Below are 19,745 nucleotides of genomic sequence, written 5' to 3' on the forward strand. Positions count from 1 at the left end.
ATCAGTGAATCAGTGAATCAGTGAATCAGTGAATCAGTGAATCAGTGAATCAGTGAATCAGTGAATCAGTGAATCATAGAAACTTCGCAGCCCCAAAATCAGCCAACCATCTCAAAGCGGCCGCAGGTGCCCCTCGCGCTCAACGGCACAGCCTTTGAGCCCCAGTTCCCATGCCTGTTGCAACACCAGCCCGACATCGTGCTCGGTGGCAGTCGCTGGCAGGTACACGGTTTTGGCAATGCCGCTGTCCACGTACGACTGTACCGCTGCCATCAAGTGCAACTGGTCTTCAGCGCTCACCTCGAAGGCTTGCATAAAGTGCTTCTGCCAGGGCGCATCGGGTCCGTGCAGGGCCTGGTAGTGGCGACAGGCGGCGTCCTCAACGTCAAAGAATACGGCCTGGCCTTCAGCCCCGCGCACCCGTCGCATGGCCTTGAAAGCGCGCATCGGTTCAATGCCATTCGACACGTTGTTGGCCAGCAAGCTGATGGACTCGGTCGGCGCCACCGCCAGCAGGTGGCTGTTGCGAATGCCATGCTGCGCGATGGCATCCTGCAGCGAGTGGTCGAGTCCCAGCACAAACGGGCTGGCACCAAATTTGAGCTTGTCATACGCGGGGAACGCGCCTTTCTCCTGCGCCAACTCAACCGACGTGCGGTAGGCGGTATCGCGCACGGCGGCCATGATTTCGCGCGTCAGGTCAAGGCTTGCCTTTGATCCATAACGCACGCCGAGCATGGCCAGCATGTCGGCCAGCCCGGTGACGCCCAGGCCAATGCGACGACTGGCCAGCGCGCTCTTTTGCTGCGCTTTGAGGGGAAAGAGAGAGATGTCATGCACATCGTCCAGAAAGCGCGTGGCCACCGCCGCCACGGCGCGCAGGCCGCCCAGGTCGACGCTGGGGTGGGCGGTGAACGGCTGCTTGACAAAGCGGCTCAGGTTGATCGACCCCAGGCTGCACGCACCCCAGGGCGGCAGCGGCACGGCCCCATCGGGGTTGGTCACGGTCAGATGCTCGTCATACCAAAGGTTATTGGCGCGGTTGATCCGGTCGATGAACAGCACGCCCGGCTCGCCGCTGGCGTGTTGGGCTTGCAACAGCTTTTCCCACAAGGCGCGCGCCGGCACACGCCGGTGCACCAGGCACAGTTGCGGCGGTCCGTCGTCGGACCATACGCGCTCGCACACTTCGCCACCGACTGGAATCGGGTGTTCGCCCAACGGGAAAACCAGTGGCCACGGGCCGTCTTCTTGCAGCGCCTGCATGAACTCATCGTTCAACAACACCGACAGCTTGAAATGGGACAAGGCGCCGGTGTCGAGTTTGGCGTCGATAAAAGCTTCAATATCCGGGTGATCGCAACGCAGCGTCGCCAGCATGGCGCCGCGGCGCCGGTTGCCCGTCTCCAACACCGAGTTGGCCGCCTGCCAGACGCTCATGAACGACACCGGCCCGCTGGCGACGCCACCACTCGAAAAAGCCGGCGCCAGCGCGGGACGCAGGGTGGAGAAGTCGATGCCGATAGCGCCACCGGCCTGCAAGCACTGCATCGCCTCCCGCAACGCATTGAAGATGCCCTGCACCGAGTCCTCAATCGGCCCCATGGCCAAGGCATTGAACAGGGTCACGCGGTGCGAGGTGCCCGCCCCCGCCAGGATGCGCCCGCCGGGCAGGAAGCGCCAGTCGCTCAGCATCGCCTGAAAACGCTCGCGCCAGTCGTTCTGGTGATGGGGCTCGGCGCCCGAGACGGCCAGCGCCACCCGCTCCCAGGTGTTCTCAATGGCCGGCTCCGGCACGCTGCCCGGCTCCGCCCAAAGGTAGCGCGCGCGCCATACGTGCTCTGAAATTGCGGTATCAAAGGGAGACTTGTGCATGATGTTCCATCCAGATTCCGAGATGGTTTTAGCGTAGCCAGCGCCTACCGGGGGCGCTTGATGATTCGCAAGGGCGTGGCCAAGAGGGCGCTAAGGGATGGCAGCCGGCCCTACTTCAAGACGGTCACGCCCCGCGATCTTGGCTCGGTACAGTGCGGCGTCAGCCAGGCTTAGCAACGCTGTGAACGAGGTCTCGCTCGACAAACAACCCGCACCAATGCTGACCGTGTAGGCAATGTGTTCCCCATCGAATTGAACCGGGTGGTCGCGAACGCTTTCCACAATGCGCTGCGCCAGCGCGCATCCACCATCGAGGGGGGTGTTGGGCAACAACACCGCAAACTCCTCGCCACCAATTCGGCCGATCAGATCGGAATCGCGCAACACAGCGGCGACGGTCTGTACAAACTTCTGCAGGATCACGTCACCCGCGGCATGACCGTGCTGGTCGTTGATGGCCTTGAAATGATCCAGGTCCAGCATCAGCACCATCAGCGGCAAGGCATAGCGAATCGAGCGGGCCACTTCCTGCTCGGCCAGATTGAAGAAGTTGCGTCGACTCAGGGCACCGGTCAGGGTGTCGATATTGGCCAGCGTCAAGCTGGCCAGTTCGGCGGTCTTGAGTTGGGTCACGTCTTCGTGGCTGATCACCAGCCGCTGCACGCTGTCGTGCACCGGCGTGACTTTCATGCTGAACCAGCGCTTGTCCAGCGGGGTGAAAAACGGCTGGGCCAGCTGGAAAAAAGGCAAGTCGCCGGCCAGGACTGCCGTGATGCCAGCCTCGGCGGCCTGCACCGTTAGCGCATCATGCTCGGTCAGGCAAGCGAGGATTTTCAGGTAGCTGGCGTCCTGGCAGCAGGGCATTGCCGCAAACCCGCTGTCCACCATATATTGTCGCCATGCCGCATTGGTTTGCAGCACCGTGCCGGTGTGATCGAGCACCGCGATATGGGCCGCCAGGGAATCAAACACCGCCTGCTGGAACCGGCTGGCGAGCAGCAGTGCTTCTGCAGTCAATTTTTGTTTGCTGATGTCGACGTGCGTGCCGATCATGCGCAAGGCCTTGCCGTCGCTGCTGCGGCTGACGACGGCGCCGCGGGAAAGCACCCATTTCCAGCTGCCGTCCTTGCATTGGCCGCGGAATTCAATGAAGGTGCTGGCAGCCCTGCCGCTCAGGCACTCTTGATGGGCGCTGATGACACGCGCCCTGTCATCGGGATGTATGCGTGACACCCAGTCATCGAGGTGATGCCCGTACTCATTTTCAGCAAAACCGTAGAGTTGCTCGAAACGCCTTGAGAAAACCTGCTCACCGGTCACCACGTTCCAGTCCCAGACACCGTCACCCGCCGCCTCCAGCGCCAGCTTCCAACGTTCCTCGCTGGCGCGCAATTGCTCCTCTGCCAGCCGGCGTTCGGTGATGTCCACCAGAATAATCTGCCAGCCCTGGGGCGGCGCCAACGCGGCCACCTTGACTTGCACATGCGACACCAGCGGCCCTTTGTTGGCAAACATCAACTCACCGCTTTGCACGTCACCAGAGCTGGTGGCTTGCTCCAGCAGGGCGTTGAAATTTGGGCGATCGGCGTCGGCCACAAAGAGCCCGAGTCGGCTGCCCAACAGACGGGAGCGCTCGCGGCCCAACAGACTGGCCCCGGCGAGATTTAATTTGGTGATGGCCGCGGCGGCATCGAGTGAAAAAATGCCGACCGGCGCAAAATCGTTGAATTCGTTGCTCTGATTGAGCGCCGACTCGAGTTGCAGGCGGGTTGTGTTCAGGTGCTCGTTTTGCAGCTCCAGTTCAATTTGATGAATCTCGAGTTCTTCAAACAAATGCTGTGCCTCGGCCACAGTCAAAGCCTTGGCGTTGCTGGCGGTGCGGCCCAGGAAACGCTTGCGGGCAAGCTCGCGCAAGTCTTCCAGACTGAGCGGGTTTCTACGAAATCCCATCGCCATTCCCCTGTGGTTTCGAGTTGTCAGACGGCGCCGCCAGCCGCGCCTTCATGGCCTGCAACTCCGCTTCAAGCTTCTTCCTGCCGCTGATATCATAAAAAGTGATGACCAGACCGTCAATGCGGTTCTCCTGCGTGCGGTAGGGCATGATGCGCACCCTGAACCAGCGGTCATCGGCAGCGGGAACATCCTTTTCACAGAACACCAGCGTGCGCAGCACCTCACGGGCATCGCGCGCCAGCTCGGGGTAGATCAGCTCGGAGACAATGTCGGTGATGGGGCGCCCCATGTCGCCAGGAATGAGCTTGATGATGCGGGTGGTCTGGGGCGTGAAGCGCCGCACATGCAGGGCTTCATCCAGGAACAGGGTGGCAATCTCGGTGCTGTCGAGCAGGTTCTTCATGTCATTGCTGGCACGCGCCAGGTCGGCCACCTTCGCTTGCAATTCATAGTTGACGGTTTGCAGCTCTTCGTTCATCGACTGCATCTCCTCCTTGGAGGTGGTCAACTCCTCATTGGCGGACTGCAATTCTTCATTCATCGACTGCAATTCTTCGTTGCTTGACTTCAGCTCTTCCTGCGAGGTCTGCATTTCTTCGCGCACGGACTTGGCCTCCTCGCGCGAATGCTGCAACTCCTGCTCCAGCGCTTCAACGCGGGTGGCATCAGCGGCCAAGCCGGCGCCTCGGTTGTACGCGCGACTGTGGCGGGGCTTGGGGACATCATAGAAAACAATCAGCGCCAGGCCACGCAGGGCCACCGGCTCGTGCAGCGGCTGAACGACGATGTCAACATGCTGCACGGCGGTCTCGCTGGTGACCTTGACGTTTTTGAGTGTGACCCCGGTTTTGTCACGCATCGCGCGGTGAAAGGCCTCGCTCAGCGCCTGGTCGATGCCATCACGCGCCATCGCGAACAAATTCAGGGTGGGTTTGCCGGCAGGGAGCTCCAGGTATTTGCCGGTTTTGCCGCTGAAATACAGCGTGACTCCCTGTTCGGTCACGAGCACCGCTGCGGGCGCGTACCGTTGCAGCACCAGCGTCTCGACCATGGCCTTCAGACCGGGCGTGGTCATTGAAGCGTCGGCAAGGGTCGCCGCGTTGCCCGTCCCCAGCTTGCCATGCGCCTGCACAAACGCCGCCGGAAAGCCGATCGGCAGCACCCGATCCGTGGTATCGAGGCGGCGATAAAGCCGTGACTTGCCCGGCAAAGGGGTAAATAGTTCAGTGGCGGAACCAATCGACTCGGCGCTACCCAACAGCAAGAAGCCGCCAGCACCGAGACTGTAATGAAACAGCTCCATCAGCTTCACCTGCAACTCGGCTTCCAGGTAAATCAGCAGGTTGCGGCAACTCAGCAGGTCGAGTTTGGTGAAGGGTGGATCGGCAATGAGGTTGTGCTGGGCAAAGATCACCATCTCGCGAATGTCGTTGCCGATGCGGTACCCCGCAGCATCTTCCGCAAAAAACCGGGCGAGGCGCTGTTCGGACACATCGGCGGCAATATGGCGCGGATAGACGCCGTTGCGGGCGCTGGCAATGGCGTCACGGTCCAGATCAGACGCAAAAATCTGCAGCGTGAGGTGCGACGTCGGCTTGGCTTGCTCCAGCGCCTCGCGGAAAATCATGGCCAGTGAATACGCCTCTTCACCAGTGGAACAGCCGGGCACCCAGGCGCGCAGTGCGGCACCGTCCGGGTGCATGGCCAACAACGACGGGATGACTTCGTTTTTGACCTGGTCCCACACCGCGGGATCGCGAAAGAAGCTGGTCACCCCGATGAGCAACTCGTTGAACAGCAGCTCGGACTCATGCGGGTTCTCGCGCAGATAGCGCAGGTAGTCGCCGACGTGGGCCAGTTGATGCAGGCCCATGCGCCGCTCCACACGCCGCGAAATGGTGGATTTCTTGTAAAACGAAAAGTCGTGTCCGGTCTGGCTGCGCAGCAAGACGATCACTTTGTCGAGAAAACCGTCATCCGCTTGATCCGCTTTAAGCCGGTTGTCGGCGTTGAGAGCGAGCTGGCTGCGCCCGGCATAGGTCATGATCTTGACCGGCAGCTCGTTGGCCGGCGCCACCACATCGGCGACGCCCGCATCCAGCGCGCTGCGCGGCATGCTGTCAAACTGGGCGCTGGCAGGGGTTTGCACAAAACAGGCGCCAGCGGCTTGCCGGATGGCGCGCAGGCCCTGGGTACCGTCCGAGCCCATGCCGGAGAGGATGACGCCGATGGCGCGTTCCTGCTGGTCATCGGCCAGTGATTTGAAAAAGAAATCAATCGGCAGGCGCAGACCGCGCGGCTCGGGTGGCACCAGCAAGTGCAGCACGCCCTTGAGCAAGGACAGGTCGTGCCCCGGGGCAATCACGTAAACACGATTGGCCTCGACCGGCGTCTGGTCTTGCACCTCGGCCACCGGCATCGGGGTATGGCGCTGCAGTAACTCCACCAGCATGCCTTCTCGCTTGGGATCCAGATGCTGCACGATCACATAGGCCAGCCCGCTGTTGAGCGGCACGTGCGAAAAGAATTGCTCCAGCGCCACCAGCCCCCCGGCCGAAGCGCCGATGCCAACAACGGAAAATGGCTGCGGCATGGGCGATACCCTGTTCTTATTCAATCAACCTCCTGTCTACTTCTCTGCTTCTCTTAATATCCTACAGCCTTAAGCTGTACGCAATCTTGCAACTGCAGCACAAATGGAGAAGCCTGGTCCTGCCGGCGCAGCAGCCTAAGTCTGATTGACAAGACGCAACGAGAGGAAATTTGCCTCGACTGGCGCATTATTTGGCCGCAAGTCGATGCTGGCAATTGTCAAATGTCAAGCTGGTGTGAGTCTGCCGCGTGCTGGCGACGCCTGCAGCCACGAGCTCAAACGACGCGCAGAAGTGCAGGCCATTTTATGCTATATAAATAGAATCTACAAAGCTTTACGGGACGCGGGCTACAGCCTGATTTCGTCTATAAACTAGCTCACCTGCTCGCGCATCCAGTCGGGCAGCGTGGTGGCCTTTTGTTTCGGAAAATCAACCCAGATGGTGGTGGCGCCACCAGCGGCGTAAATCACATCCGGCTGGTCAAGGCGCTCCATCGTGGCCCAGCTCTCAAAGGTGGTGCGGCCAGGGTCGCTCACATACATTTTCATCAACACGTCACCGGGGTATTCGAGCTGCTTGTAGAAGTTGCAGAACGCGTTAACGATCACCGGCCCCTCGCCGTGCGGGTCCGGCATGCAGCCCGCGGCGCGCATCCAGTCAATGCGGCAAGTCTCCAGGTAGCGGAAATAGGTGGTGTTGTTGACGTGGTTCATCGCGTCCATGTCGCCCCAGCGAATCGGAATGATCATCTGGTAGACCAGTTTTTTCTGTTCTGGAATCTCGAATTTCATATCTTCGTCCTCGGTACAAGGGGTGGGCCGCGGCGTGCCATCGTGCTCGGCCAGCACCAGGGCGCGTGCGCTGCGGCAAACACTTCCATCACCAGCAGCGGCGCCGCCGCGCGGGTAAAAACCGAGCGCCGCGCCGGCAGCGTGCGGCCGGACAGCGCCGCGCCGGTGCCGCCCAACCAGGCTTGCGCCACGTGGCGATGCAGCGGGCTGGCGGGGGGCAGCCTGGCAAATTGCAGTGGCGTGCGCGCCATGCCGTGCTGCCGGAACAGCACATCGGCCAGTGGCCGCGTGCCCAGGCCCCGGATCGAGCGCCACGGCCCCTGGGAGTGCGGGTGCGTGGTGACGCTGCGAGCAAATACCACGGCGACGTCGTCCACGCGCAGCAGCACCTCGCGCACGTAGCCCGCCCGGCGCCGGCCCAGGCCCAGGGCCCGGGCCTCATCGGGGTGAAGTGCCTGCAGGCCCTGGCTCAGCACCTGCACGCTGAAGCGCTGTCCCGCGCCGGCCAGCCGCGCACTGAGCGAACCCGGTGCGCCCAACCAGCGCTTGCGGTTGCCGCGCTGCACATTGATATTGCGCCACGCCTTCATCGGTGCGCCCGGATGCTGGCCAGAATGCCCAGCGTGAACAGCGCCGCCGCGAGCAGTTGCAGTGCGCCAGGCCAGGCGCCGTCCCACCAGAACGAGTAAAGCAGGGCGAACAAGGTCTCGCTGACAATCAGTTGCCCGCACAAACTGACGCTTAGACGCTGGCTGGCAATGTTCCACAGAATGCCGGCGGCCCACGCGGAGCCGACGCCAGTGACTATGCAAATTGCAGCTGCTTGCACAGGATGGTCAAGGGTTAGCAGCACTTTTGACTCAGAACCTGCAATCAACCAGAGCAAGGCCGCGCCAACACCCGTGGCCAGTCCCAGCCAGTTGGTCCACTCCGTGGCGCTGACCTCCGGGTGGCGCTTGAGCCAGGCCGCGTTCAGGATGGCAAACGCCGTCCAGCACAGCATCGCCGCCGTCGCCAGTGCCACACCCAGCCAGAATTCAGCCCTGTCAGGCTCAGTCGCCCAGACGCTGGGTGCCAGCGCCGTGAGCGTGACGTTCATCATCAACAGCAAGCCGGTGGCCGTGAGTAGCAAGCCGGGCAACAGGTGCGCCCATTTCAGCCCCAAGGGTTTGCCCAGCAGCATGACCCACAGTGGGATGGTGCCCACAATCAGCGTCGGCACCTCGGTGCCGGCGCGCCCGATCGCCAGCGCCAACAACAGGTAGTAGCCGGTGGCGCCGATCAGGCTCATCCCGAGTGCCGTCACGGCCTGGCGCAGCGTGGGCAACTGGTGACTGGTCCAGGTGAAGGCCATCGACAGCGCCGACATGACGCCAAAGCTGACGAAACGACCGGCGGTGAGGTCAACCGATGACAGCCCCGGCGCCATGCGCGGCACCACAAACACCATGCCCCACAGGGCGCCCGCCAACAGTCCGGCAAGAATGCCTTTCAGCATTCTTGCTTAGACACCAAAGCCATCGTCAGCCGAGATCACCGCGCCGTTGATGAAATGGCTTTGGTCCGAGCACAGCATCACCAGCACGGCGTCCAGGTCTTTGGCTTGCCCCACGCGCTTGCGCGGCAGCATCTGCACCAGCTTTTGCCCCTGCTCGGTGCTCCAGTGATGGTGGTTGATTTCGGTGTCAATGTAGCCCGGGCAAATGGCGTTGACGTTGATGCCAAACTTGCCCCATTCCAGCGCCATGGCCCGCGTCATTTGCACCACCGCCGCCTTGCTCATGCAATACACCCCGATTTGCGGCAGCACGCGCAAGCCCGCCATCGAGGCAATGTTGACGATGCGCCCTCCGGTGTAGGTGCCGGGCGCCGAGCCTTTGGCGCGCGCGAGCATGCGCTTGCCGACCTCTTGCGCGACAAAGAAGGCACCCTTGACGTTGGTGTCGAACATGAAGTCATAGTCCTCGGGCGACACATCCTGCAGGCGCTGCGTGGTGCTGACGCCCGAGTTGTTGACCAGGATGTCAATCGAGCCGACTTCGGTCTCGGCATGCGCCACGGCCGACTTGATGGAGCCGAAGTCGGTCACGTCGAGTTCAAGCACATGGGCGTCGCCGCCCTGGCCTTCAATTTCGGCGCGCAGGTCTTTGAGCTTGTCCACTCGGCGACTCGCCAGCACGACGGCGGCACCGGCACTGGCCAGGGTCTTGGCAAACTGGGCACCCAGTCCGCTGGAGGCGCCGGTGACAAAAGCCACACGGCCTGAAAGATCAATGTTGTAAGCCATTTAGAGAGTCTCCATCAACAACAAAAAGAACGATCGTTCTATTTTTCAAATTGAACGCCTAAAATGATTTTTGCGTTCGACAATCACGGGTCGCGGTCCATTCCCGGACCAAGCCCCATTATCAAGCGAGATAACTCATGACAAATCAGGAAATCCTGGCCCAGTTCGGCCCTCGAGAAGCGATGGAATACGACGTGGTGGTTGTTGGCGGCGGCGTCGCTGGCTTGGCCACCGCCATTCGTCTGAAGCAACTGGCGACTGAAAATGGCAAGGAGCTGTCGGTGGTGGTGCTGGAAAAAGGCGCCGAACCGGGCGCGCACAGTCTCTCGGGCGCCATCATGGACCCGATTGCCATGAATGAGCTGTTTCCCGACTGGAAGGCGATGGGCGCGCCTCTGAACCAGCCGGTGACCGATGACGCCATGATGTTCCTGAGCGAAAAATCAGGCTACCGAACCCCCAACTTTTTGCTGCCCAAATGCAGCCATAACCACGGCAACTACATCATCAGCCTGGGCGAGTTGACGCGCTGGCTGGCCACCCAGGCCGAGAACATGGGGGTGGAAATTTTCCCCGGCTTCGCAGCCGCTGAAGTGCTGTACACCGAGCAGGGTGCTGTCAGGGGGGTCGCCACGGGCAATATGGGCGTCAACAAGGAAGGCGAGCCGGGCGAGAATTTCCAGATCGGCATGGAGCTACTGGCCAAGTACACGATTTTTGCCGAGGGTTCACGCGGTCATCTGGGCCGCCAGCTGATTGAAAGATTCAAGCTCGACGAGGGCTGTGACCCGCAGGCTTACGGTCTGGGCATCAAGGAGTTGTGGGAGGTCGACCCCTCGCGCCACCAACCTGGGTTTGCCATGCACACCGCTGGCTGGCCGCTGGACAACGCCACCTACGGCGGCTCCTTCATGTACCACATGCCCGACAACAAGATCGCCTTGGGCTTCATCACCGGGCTGAACTACCAAAACCCCTACCTGAGCCCGTTCGAGGAGTTCCAGCGCTGGAAAACCCACCCCAATGTGCGCTGGTATTTTGAAAACGCACAAGGCGAAGTGACCGCCAAACGGCTGGCCTATGGCGCCCGCACCATCACGGCCGGTGGTCTGATGGCGCTGCCAAAAACGGTTTTTCCCGGTGGCGCCCTGGTCGGCTGCGAGGCCGGCTTCATGAACGTGAGCCGCATCAAGGGCAGCCACACCGCCATCAAGACCGGCATGCTGGCAGCCGAGGCGGCATTTGAGGCCGTCACAGCGGGACGCCAGCATGACGAACTGGCCACGTACCCCGAGGCGTTCGAGAACAGCTGGGTCTTTACCGAACTCAACAAATCGCGCAACTTCAAGGCCTGGTTCAAGTACGGCTTGCGGGTGAGCACCCTGATGAATGGTCTGGAGCAGTTTGGACTGGGCGGCAAGATGCCCTGGACGATTCACCGCGACAAGCCCGACTACGCCTACCTGAAACCCGCCGCCGAGTGCCAGCCGATTGTTTACCCCAAGCCTGACGGCAAGCTCACCTTCGACCGCCTGAGCAGCGTCTTCATCGGCAACGTCAACCATGAAGAGAATCAGCCCGCGCACCTGACCTTGAAAGATGCCAGCGTGCCGGTCGCCATCAACCTGGCCAAATTTGCCGGGCCCGAGGCGCGCTATTGCCCGGCCGGGGTCTATGAGTTTGTCAAGAACGATGACGGCACCGATCGGCTGCAGATCAACGCCTCCAACTGCGTGCACTGCAAAACCTGCGACATCAAGGACCCGACGCAAAACATCGTCTGGGTCACGCCCGAAGGCGGCGGCGGACCGAATTACGCGGGGATGTAGTTGTAAAATCCGCCGGGTCAGGAGAGAGCCAGCCCCGTGAGGTGGCCGCCGAAGGCGCAGAGTTGCTGATCGCAGCAGTTTGAACGCTCAGGCAAAAGGACTGACAAACACTTCAAAGGTCGCAAGACCTTGGAGTGATTCCCCACTGGAGAGAGGTCACCGCTGGCGCTTGGACGCCAGGGTGATCCACCGAAGGAGCAACCCGAGGCCAGCACCCTGTGTGCAACTGGCAGCGGCGAATCTCTCAGGTAAAGCGGACAGCGGGGGCAGCCCATGGCTTTCGACATCGGTCGAGGTCATGGTATTTGACTTGCCCCTTTTCCTTTGCAGGAGTTCGCTGATGACGCCCACGTCCGACAACCTCTCTAAAACCCCGCTCAACGACCTGCATGTGTCGCTTGGTGCCCGCATGGTGCCGTTCGCCGGCTATTCCATGCCGGTCCAATACCCAGCCGGCCTGATGGCTGAACACAAACACACCCGCACCGCTGCCGGCCTGTTTGACGTATCCCACATGGGCCAGTTGCGCTTGGTCGGGCCCGATGCCGCCGCCGCGTTTGAGAGCCTGCTTCCAGTCGATGTGATCGATTTGCCGGTAGGCAAACAGCGCTACGGCCTGCTGCTCAATGACGAGGGCGGCATCATCGACGACTTGATGTTCGTCAATCGGGGCAGCGATATTTTTGTCATCGTCAACGGCGCTTGCAAGGTCGGTGACATCGCGCACATTCAGGCCAAGATCGGCAGTCGCTGCCAGGTGATTCCCATGCCGGAGCGTGCCTTGCTGGCACTGCAAGGGCCGCTTGCCGTGACCGCCCTGTCGCGCCTGGCACCGGGCGTGGAAAAGCTGGTGTTCATGACCGGGGGCCATTTCACGATTCAGGCGGGCGAACAAGCCATTGACGTGTTCCTGACCCGCAGCGGCTACACCGGCGAAGACGGCTTTGAGATTTCAGTGCTCGATTCCCAAGCGCAAGCGCTGGCGCAAGCGCTGCTGGCGCAACCTGAAGTCAAACCGATTGGGCTGGGCGCACGCAACTCACTGCGACTGGAAGCCGGTCTGCCGCTGTATGGCAACGACATTGACAGCACGACCACACCGGTTGAAGCCAGTCTGCAATGGGCCATGCAGAAGGTGCGCCGCACCGGTGGCGCGCGCGCCGGTGGTTTTCCGGGTGCTGCAAAAATACTAGCGCAACTCGCAGGTGGGACGGGGGCTGCAACCCGAAAACGTGTTGGACTGTTGGCACTGGAGCGCATTCCGGTGCGTGAGCATACAGAACTGCAGAACTTGCAGGGTCAGCGCATTGGCGAAGTCACCAGCGGCTTGCTCGGCCCAACCATCGACCAGCCCATCGCCATGGGCTATGTACCGCCTGAGCTCGCCACCTTGGGCACGCGCGTCAACGCCATGGTGCGCGGCAAGCCGGTGCCCATGGAGGTGGTGGCGATGCCGTTTGTGCCAACCAACTACTTCCGTGGTTAGGCCCGTCCCCGCCCGCTCTTTCGTCATTCGCAATCTGCAATTCGCCAAACCCCTTGTCCCTTTCAACTTCTAGCTCAAGAGAACGCTCATGACCATCAAATACACCCCCGACCACGAATGGATCAACATTGACGGCAACCTCGGTACCGTCGGCATCACCCAGCACGCGCAAGACGCCTTGGGCGATGTGGTCTTTGTCGACCTGCCCGAAGTCGGCAAGACCTACGCGCAAAAAGACGCCGTCGCCGTGGTCGAATCGGTCAAGGCCGCCGCGGACGTGTACATGCCCGCCAACGGCGAAGTCGTGGAAGTCAACGAAGCCCTGCGCGCCGATCCCTCATTGGCCAACAGCGATCCGCTGGGTGCGGGCTGGTTCTTCAAATTCAAATTGGCCAATCCGGCCGACCTGGACGCGTTGATGGACGAAACCAGCTACGCCAGCTACGCCGCTGACGCGCACTGACAGCGACTGTCATTTCGCTCAGTGTGGGCCGCCATGACATCTGGTTTCCCGACCGTTCAGAAATGACAAGTTTTTGCCAGCCAACACCGTTCGGGCTGAGCCTGTCGACGCCCTTGCCCCTTTTCCAGTTTCGCTGGCCCTTCGACAGGCTCAGGGCGAACGGATCATTGAGTCTGCCATGCCCACACCCTCTACCCCCGCTTTGTCTGAACTAGAAAACCCGTCCGAATTCATTGCGCGCCACATTGGCATCGACGCGGCTGACGAAGCCGTGATGCTCAAAGTCGTGGCGGCTGCATCACGCAGCGACCTCATCCATGAGATCGTGCCGCGCTCCATTGCCCGCAGCCAGCCGATGGACATCCCCGCGCCGATTTCTGAGGCCGCTGCACTGGCCGAGCTCAAGATCATGGCCGCCAAGAACAAGGTGTTCAAAAGCTACATCGGTCAGGGCTACTACGGCACGCTCACGCCCGGCGTGATTCTGCGCAATATCCTGGAAAACCCCGCCTGGTACACCGCGTACACACCGTACCAGGCCGAGATCAGCCAAGGCCGCATGGAGGCGCTGGTCAACTTTCAGACCATGGTGATGGACCTGACCGGCATGCCGATGGCCAATGCCTCGATGCTGGACGAAGCCACCGCCGCAGCGGAGGCCATGACCATGGCGCTGCGCGCCAGCAAGTCCAAATCGACCACGTTTTTGGTGGACAGCGAGGTGTTGCCACAAACGCTGGCCGTGATCCAGACCCGCGCCGAGCCGCTGGGCATTGAGGTCAAGGTGTGCAGCGGCAATGAGGCCTTGAGCCAGGACAGCTTTGCCGTGCTGCTGCAATACCCCGGCGTGAGCGGTGTGGTGAACGATGCCCGCGCGTGGATCAAGGCCTACAAGGCCAAAGGCGGCATCGTCGTCATGGCCGCTGACCTGCTGGCGCTGACCCTGCTTCAGCCCCCCGGCGAACTGGGTGCCGACATTGCCGTGGGCAGCACGCAGCGCTTTGGCATGCCGATGGGCAACGGCGGCCCGCACGCCGCCTACATGGCCTGCCGCGACGAATACAAACGCACCATGCCCGGCCGGCTGGTCGGTGTGAGCATCGATGTGCACGGCAATCCGGCTTACCGGCTGGCACTGCAAACGCGCGAGCAACATATTCGCCGCGAGAAAGCCACCTCCAACATCTGCACCGCGCAGGTGCTGCCGGCGGTGATGGCCAGCATGTACGCCGTTTACCACGGACCCGCCGGTTTGAAGCGGATCGCGCAACGTGTGGCGACCTTGACCGCAGTCCTGGCGCAAGGTTTGCTGGCCCTGGGCTACCGAAGCGCCAACGCCAGCTCCTTTGATACGCTCACGGTGCACACCGGGGAAGCTACGAATTCAATAGCTACTAAAGCACTGTCGGCGGGGGCTAACCTGCGATTTGCTTCAAATAATTCTTTAAGTGTGTCGCTCGATGAAACGACCACCCGCGCCGATGTCGCGCAACTCTGGGGTTTCTTTGCCAAGCCCGGCCAGACGATGCCGCAGGTCAGCGACTTCGAGCAGGCCGCCAGCACCCTGCTGCCCTTTGCCCTGCTGCGCACCAGCGCCTACCTGACGCACCCGGTGTTCAACAGCCACCACAGTGAAACCGGTATGCTGCGCTACATCCGGCGCCTGTCTGACTTTGACCTGGCACTGGACCGCAGCATGATCCCGCTGGGCAGCTGCACCATGAAGCTCAACGCCACCAGCGAGATGATCCCCATCACCTGGCCCGAATTTGCCGACATCCACCCGTTTTGCCCGGCCGAGCAGCGCGCTGGCTACGCCGAGCTGGACGAGCAACTGCGCGCGTGGCTGTGCCAGGCCACCGGCTACACGGGCATCAGCCTGCAGCCCAACGCGGGCTCGCAAGGCGAATACGCGGGCATGATGGCGATTCGCGGCTTTCATGCGGCACGCGGCCAGGCCCATCGCAACATCTGCCTGATTCCCAGTAGCGCGCACGGCACCAATCCGGCCAGCGCCGCCATGGCCGGTTTCAAGGTGGTGGTGACCGCATGCGACGCCAACGGCAATGTCGACATGGCGGACCTGAACGCCAAGTGCGAGCAATACAGCGCCAACCTGGGCGCGATGATGATCACCTACCCCAGCACCCACGGCGTGTTCGAGACCAGCGTGAAAGACCTGTGCGCGCTGGTACACAGCCATGGCGGGCGCGTGTATGTCGATGGCGCCAACATGAACGCGCTGGTGGGTCTGGCCGCACCGGGCGAATTGGGCGGCGACGTGAGCCACCTGAACCTGCACAAGACCTTCTGCATTCCGCACGGCGGCGGCGGCCCCGGCGTCGGGCCGGTGTGCGTGGTGGCCGATCTGGTGCCGTACTTGCCCGGTCATGGCGTGGGTGCGGTATCAGCCGCCCCCTTGGGCAACGCGGCCGTGCTGCCCATCAGTTGGATGTACTGCCGCATGATGGGTGCTGTTGGCTTGAAGGCGGCCACCGAGGTCGCCATTTTGAGTGCCAACTACATCAGCGTGCGGCTCAAAGACCATTACCCCACGCTCTACACCAGCGTTTCTTCTGAGGGCAAGCCCGGCCGTGTCGCGCACGAATGCATCCTGGATTTGCGCCCCTTGAAAGAAAGCAGCGGCGGCGTCCATGGCGTGACCGCTGAAGACGTGACCAAGCGCCTGATGGACTATGGCTTTCATGCGCCCACCCTGAGCTTTCCGGTGCCCGGCACGCTGATGGTGGAGCCCACCGAAAGCGAAACGCTGGACGAACTGGACCGCTTCATTGACGCCATGATCGCCATCCGGGCCGAGATTGCCAAGGTGGAGCAAGGTGCCTGGCCGCAGGGCAACAACCCGCTGAGCCACGCACCGCATACCGCTGCATCGCTGCTGGGCGAGGCCTGGGACCGGCCCTACTCACGCGAACTGGCGGCGTTCCCGGTGCCCAGCCTGAAACAGGCCAAATATTGGGTGCCGGTCGGCCGCATCGACAACGTCTATGGCGACCGCAATTTGTTTTGCTGTTGCGTGCCGGTGGGGGATGGGCAGTAAGACCAAGGCCAAAAAGGCGTTGGCTGAATAAGGAAGGGCGGGGACGCCTTGACGGCTACCCGGCGTCAGCGCAAACGCAAGCGGCCCGGGCTGCTGTCGGTGCCCGCGTGCTGCTCCAGCTTGAACGAGGCCGCCAAACCCGCCAGATCGCGCGCCTGTTCCTGCAAGGCGTTGGACGCGGCCGAGGTCTGCTCGACCAGCGCGGCGTTTTGCTGCGTCACACCGTCCAGATGGGTGACGGCCTGGTTGATCTGGGCAATGCCGGTGGATTGCTCGCGGCTGGCCAGGGCGATCTCCCCCACAATGCCGGCCACGCGCTGGATGCCGGTCACGATCTCCTGCATAGTGGCACCGGCTTGGGCGACCTGCGCCGTGCCGACGCCGACCTTCTGCACCGAGTCGGAAATCAGCGTCTTGATCTCTTTGGCCGCTTCGGCGCTGCGCTGCGCCAGGCTGCGCACTTCGGCTGCCACCACGGCAAAACCGCGGCCCTGTTCACCGGCGCGCGCCGCTTCCACAGCGGCGTTGAGCGCCAGGATGTTGGTCTGGAAGGCGATACCGTCGATCACGGCAATGATGTCCACAATCTTGCGCGATGAGGTGTTGATGGCTTCCATGGTGTCGACCACTTGCGCCACCACCGCCCCACCGCGACTGGCCACGTCCGAAGCGGATGCCGCGAGCTGGTTCGCCTGAGCGGCGTTGTCGGCGTTGTTCTGCACGGTGCTGGTCAACTCTTCGGACGCGGAGGCGGTCTTTTCCAGCGAACTGGCTTGCTCCTCGGTGCGTTTCGACAAGTCCAGCGTGCCGGTGGCGACTTCGCTCGCGGCACTGGCGATGGAATCAGAGCCGTCGCGCACCTGGCCGATGACGTGCTGCAGTTTGCTGCGCATGGTCTCCATGTGAAACAGCAGCTTGCCAATCTCGTCGCGACCGGTGTGCGGCACGACGTGGGTCAAATCGCCCTCGGCAATGGCGGCCGCCGTTTCGTTGGCCAGTTTGAACCCCAGGCGCATGCGCTTGAGCAGCGTGAGCGTGAGCAATGTTGCCGGCGTGGCACCTATCAATACGATCAGACCGAACACCATCAGCGTCGTGCGAACACGCTCTTGCGCTGCCGCATAGGCGTCGTTGGCCTGGGTGACCTGGTAGTCGCGGTAAACCTGCAACGCCTTGACCGCGGCCTCACCTTCCTCGCGACTGGCCTTGAGGAACTGCGCCATGATGGCCGGGCTGAAGTCATTTGCCTGGATCGCCTTGACCGCCTGGTCAAGCTTGTCGCGCCAAGCCAAGCAGCTCACTTTGGCGGCCTCGAACAGTGCTTTTTCTTCCGGGTTGGCCACCGAGGATTCCATCACCTTGAAAACCCGGTCGGCTTCAGTGCGATTGCCGGCAATGGTGTCGGTATGAAGGCTGGTCGGATGCTCATGGACAGAGACCAGCGGCCCATCCGGGGCATGCTGGAACGCCAGCAACACCTGCATGCGGTTTTGTACGAGTTTGTCGATCGACTGCTCCGCCATCAGGGCGGGCTGCATCGCGTCGTCGTGCAAGGTCTTGATGCTGTCCCGGGTCGACGCCTGGCCCCAGTAAGCGACACCAATCACGGCCCACATGGCAGCCGAAAAAATGACAATCACAGCAACAAATCTGTGCGTGATGCGGATATTTGCAAACATAAAGCCTCCTGAACGCATTGATGGTAATCGATTCATGGCGACTTCTTGACCCCGGATTGACCAACCAGGGCTGTGCAAAATCTGTGATTGGCGCGCCCGGTGGCGCTCACTGCAAGGCCAGCCACCGGTCAATGTCAGCCGGCTCGCTGAGTGTGCGCAGCGCCCCATAGGCGAGTTCGGCTTCGGGGTGGTGGCGACGCAGAAAGTTGAGCCATTGCTTGAGCCGCCCCGCCTGCTGGCGACGCTCCAGTCGCGTGCACACCAGGCGCCAGAACTCGGCAATGAAGGGCAGCAGCGTCGCCCAGTTGATGGCCGGGTGCTGCACCGGGCTTGCCATCGCCGCCTGAACAGCCAGGGCCAAGCCCGGGTCGCTCACCATGCCACGGCCCAACATCAAGCTGTCGCAGCCCGACACCGCGCGACAACGCAGCGCATCCTGCACATTCCAGATTTCGCCATTGGCCACGACGGGGATGCGAACCACAGCGCGGATATCAGCGATACGCTCCCAGTAAGCGGGGGGCCGGTAGGCATCGGCCTTGGTGCGGGCGTGCACCACCAGCTCACTCGCGCCACCGGCCTCGAGTGCCAGCGCGCACTCCAGCGCCCGTGAATCATCATGAACGCCCAGGCGCATCTTGGCCGACACCGGCATTTCCGCTGGGACGGCGCGGCACACCGCCGCCGCGATCGCCAACAGCAACTCGGGCTCGTCAAGCAAGGCGGCCCCGCCGCCGTGGCGATTGACCGTTTTGGCCGGGCAGCCAAAGTTCAGGTCAATGCCGGGCGGCCCCAGGGCGGCCAAGCGGGCGGCGTTTTCTGCCAGGCAAACCGGGTCAGAACCCAACAATTGCGGCCGCACCGGCACGCCCGCAAAAGTGCAGCCGCCATTGAGCAGCTCAGGCACGACGCGCGTGAACACCTGCTCGGGCAGCAAGGTATTGGTGACGCGGATGAATTCGGAGACGCAGCGGTCCACGCCGCCGACGCGGGTCAGGATGTCACGCAGCACAAAGTCCAGCAAGCCCTCCATGGGCGCGAGAAGAATCGTCATCCGGCGTCAGGGGCTTGTATTGCGCCCGGCCTGCTCGGCCAGCGTCACGCTTGAGTCGTCGAGTCGCCTGGCGAGAATGCTGGCGATATTGCGGTAAATGATGTGCGCACTCTCGGGGTTGGTATCAATGAGCTCGCGATAGAAGCGCATAGTGACGGTGTCACGCAGGGCGCGCACCGTGGCCGATCGCAGCCGCTGGCTCACCAAGGCCATCTCACCAACGCATTGACCCGCACTGAGCCGGGCCAGCTCGACCACTTGGCCGTTGCGGAGTTTTTCAACCCGCACTTCACCCGCGATCAGAACAAAAAATGATTCACCGATGTCTTCTTCGTTGAACAGCACCTCACCGGTCTTGACCGAAAAATATTCAGCCATCGCCAGTGTTCGCATCAAGCAGTCCGGCGACATGCCTTTGAAAATCGGCACCTGTTGTCTGATCTTCTGAACAATGGCAGGGTCAAGCTTGAGGGCAGGTTGCCGCGCGATCACTTCGGCCCGCACGTTTTCAGCGGACATTTGAACGATGGCGGGATCAACTTTCATGGTCAATGATGGTACACGGCTCATGGTGGGCGATCGATCAAGAACGGAAATAAGAGCAACCCCAAACCCACCCACAATGGAAGCTTGATGGTCCGACACCTCCCATTGAGCGCACTGCCCGCCACCC

Annotated in this window: 14 protein-coding genes and 2 riboswitches; of the genes, 4 read left to right on the forward strand and 10 right to left on the reverse strand. The window is 61.9% G+C overall.

Annotation, left to right across the window (positions count from 1 at the left end; translation table 11 throughout):
* Positions 1-111: 111 nt before the first annotated feature.
* The 7 genes from GZ093_RS10250 to GZ093_RS10280 form a co-directional block, all read right to left on the reverse strand.
* Positions 112-1,875 (reverse strand): adenosylcobalamin-dependent ribonucleoside-diphosphate reductase, encoded by a 1,764-nt coding sequence (locus tag GZ093_RS10250; protein WP_296485562.1) that lies wholly within the window; start codon positions 1,873-1,875, stop codon positions 112-114.
* Positions 1,876-1,965: 90 nt separating this feature from the next.
* Positions 1,966-3,825: a diguanylate cyclase gene (locus tag GZ093_RS10255; RefSeq protein WP_296485564.1), complete on the reverse strand. Its 1,860-nt coding sequence runs from the start codon at positions 3,823-3,825 to the stop codon at positions 1,966-1,968.
* Positions 3,812-6,421 (reverse strand): chemotaxis protein CheB, encoded by a 2,610-nt coding sequence (locus GZ093_RS10260; protein ID WP_296485566.1) that lies wholly within the window; start codon positions 6,419-6,421, stop codon positions 3,812-3,814. The genes GZ093_RS10255 and GZ093_RS10260 overlap by 14 nt, the downstream gene beginning before the upstream one ends.
* A 372-nt stretch (positions 6,422-6,793) precedes the next feature.
* Positions 6,794-7,213: an acyl-CoA thioesterase gene (locus GZ093_RS10265; RefSeq protein WP_296485568.1), complete on the reverse strand. Its 420-nt coding sequence runs from the start codon at positions 7,211-7,213 to the stop codon at positions 6,794-6,796.
* Positions 7,210-7,803, reverse strand: a complete 594-nt coding sequence (locus GZ093_RS10270; protein WP_296485570.1) for a chorismate lyase — start codon at positions 7,801-7,803, stop codon at positions 7,210-7,212. Before GZ093_RS10270 ends, GZ093_RS10265 begins: the two co-directional genes overlap by 4 nt.
* Positions 7,800-8,711, reverse strand: coding sequence for a DMT family transporter (locus GZ093_RS10275; protein ID WP_296485571.1), 912 nt, complete (start codon positions 8,709-8,711; stop codon positions 7,800-7,802). Before GZ093_RS10275 ends, GZ093_RS10270 begins: the two co-directional genes overlap by 4 nt.
* A 6-nt stretch (positions 8,712-8,717) precedes the next feature.
* On the reverse strand, positions 8,718-9,500 hold the full coding sequence (locus GZ093_RS10280; protein ID WP_296485573.1) for an SDR family oxidoreductase: 783 nt from the start codon (positions 9,498-9,500) through the stop codon (positions 8,718-8,720).
* A gap of 137 nt (positions 9,501-9,637) precedes the next feature.
* On the opposite strand from GZ093_RS10280, the gene GZ093_RS10285 reads away from it, so the two are divergent.
* The 4 genes from GZ093_RS10285 to gcvP all read left to right on the forward strand — a co-directional run bounded on the left by GZ093_RS10285 (position 9,638) and on the right by gcvP (position 16,339).
* A complete protein-coding gene (locus GZ093_RS10285; protein ID WP_296485575.1) occupies positions 9,638-11,329 on the forward strand; it encodes an electron transfer flavoprotein-ubiquinone oxidoreductase in 1,692 nt (563 codons plus the stop codon).
* An 8-nt stretch (positions 11,330-11,337) separates the two neighbouring features.
* Positions 11,338-11,442: riboswitch (glycine riboswitch) on the forward strand.
* A 22-nt stretch (positions 11,443-11,464) separates the two neighbouring features.
* Positions 11,465-11,600, forward strand: a riboswitch (glycine riboswitch).
* 69 nt (positions 11,601-11,669) lie between these two features.
* The gene (gene gcvT, locus GZ093_RS10290; protein WP_296485577.1) at positions 11,670-12,815 is read left to right on the forward strand and encodes a glycine cleavage system aminomethyltransferase GcvT; all 1,146 of its coding nucleotides are present in this window, start codon (positions 11,670-11,672) and stop codon (positions 12,813-12,815) included.
* Positions 12,816-12,903: 88 nt separating this feature from the next.
* Positions 12,904-13,278: a glycine cleavage system protein GcvH gene (gcvH, locus tag GZ093_RS10295; protein WP_296485578.1), complete on the forward strand. Its 375-nt coding sequence runs from the start codon at positions 12,904-12,906 to the stop codon at positions 13,276-13,278.
* Between the two features lie 178 nt (positions 13,279-13,456).
* Positions 13,457-16,339 carry an aminomethyl-transferring glycine dehydrogenase gene (gcvP, locus tag GZ093_RS10300; protein WP_296485580.1) on the forward strand — a complete coding sequence of 961 codons (2,883 nt, stop codon included), beginning with the start codon at positions 13,457-13,459 and terminating at the stop codon, positions 16,337-16,339.
* A 65-nt stretch (positions 16,340-16,404) separates the two neighbouring features.
* Here the strand turns inward: gcvP and GZ093_RS10305 are convergent, their stop codons facing one another.
* The 3 genes from GZ093_RS10305 to GZ093_RS10315 all read right to left on the reverse strand — a co-directional run bounded on the left by GZ093_RS10305 (position 16,405) and on the right by GZ093_RS10315 (position 19,618).
* Complete coding sequence (locus tag GZ093_RS10305; protein WP_296485581.1) at positions 16,405-18,018, reverse strand: methyl-accepting chemotaxis protein; 1,614 nt, start codon at positions 18,016-18,018, stop codon at positions 16,405-16,407.
* 106 nt (positions 18,019-18,124) lie between these two features.
* On the reverse strand, positions 18,125-19,072 hold the full coding sequence (locus GZ093_RS10310; RefSeq protein WP_296485583.1) for a tRNA-dihydrouridine synthase: 948 nt from the start codon (positions 19,070-19,072) through the stop codon (positions 18,125-18,127).
* Positions 19,073-19,078: 6 nt separating this feature from the next.
* Complete coding sequence (locus tag GZ093_RS10315) at positions 19,079-19,618, reverse strand: cyclic nucleotide-binding domain-containing protein (protein ID WP_296485585.1); 540 nt, start codon at positions 19,616-19,618, stop codon at positions 19,079-19,081.
* Positions 19,619-19,745: the final 127 nt, after the last annotated feature.

The organism is Rhodoferax sp. (genome assembly GCF_010365055.1).
In the GTDB taxonomy this organism is placed as follows: Bacteria; Pseudomonadota; Gammaproteobacteria; order Burkholderiales; family Burkholderiaceae_C; genus Rhodoferax.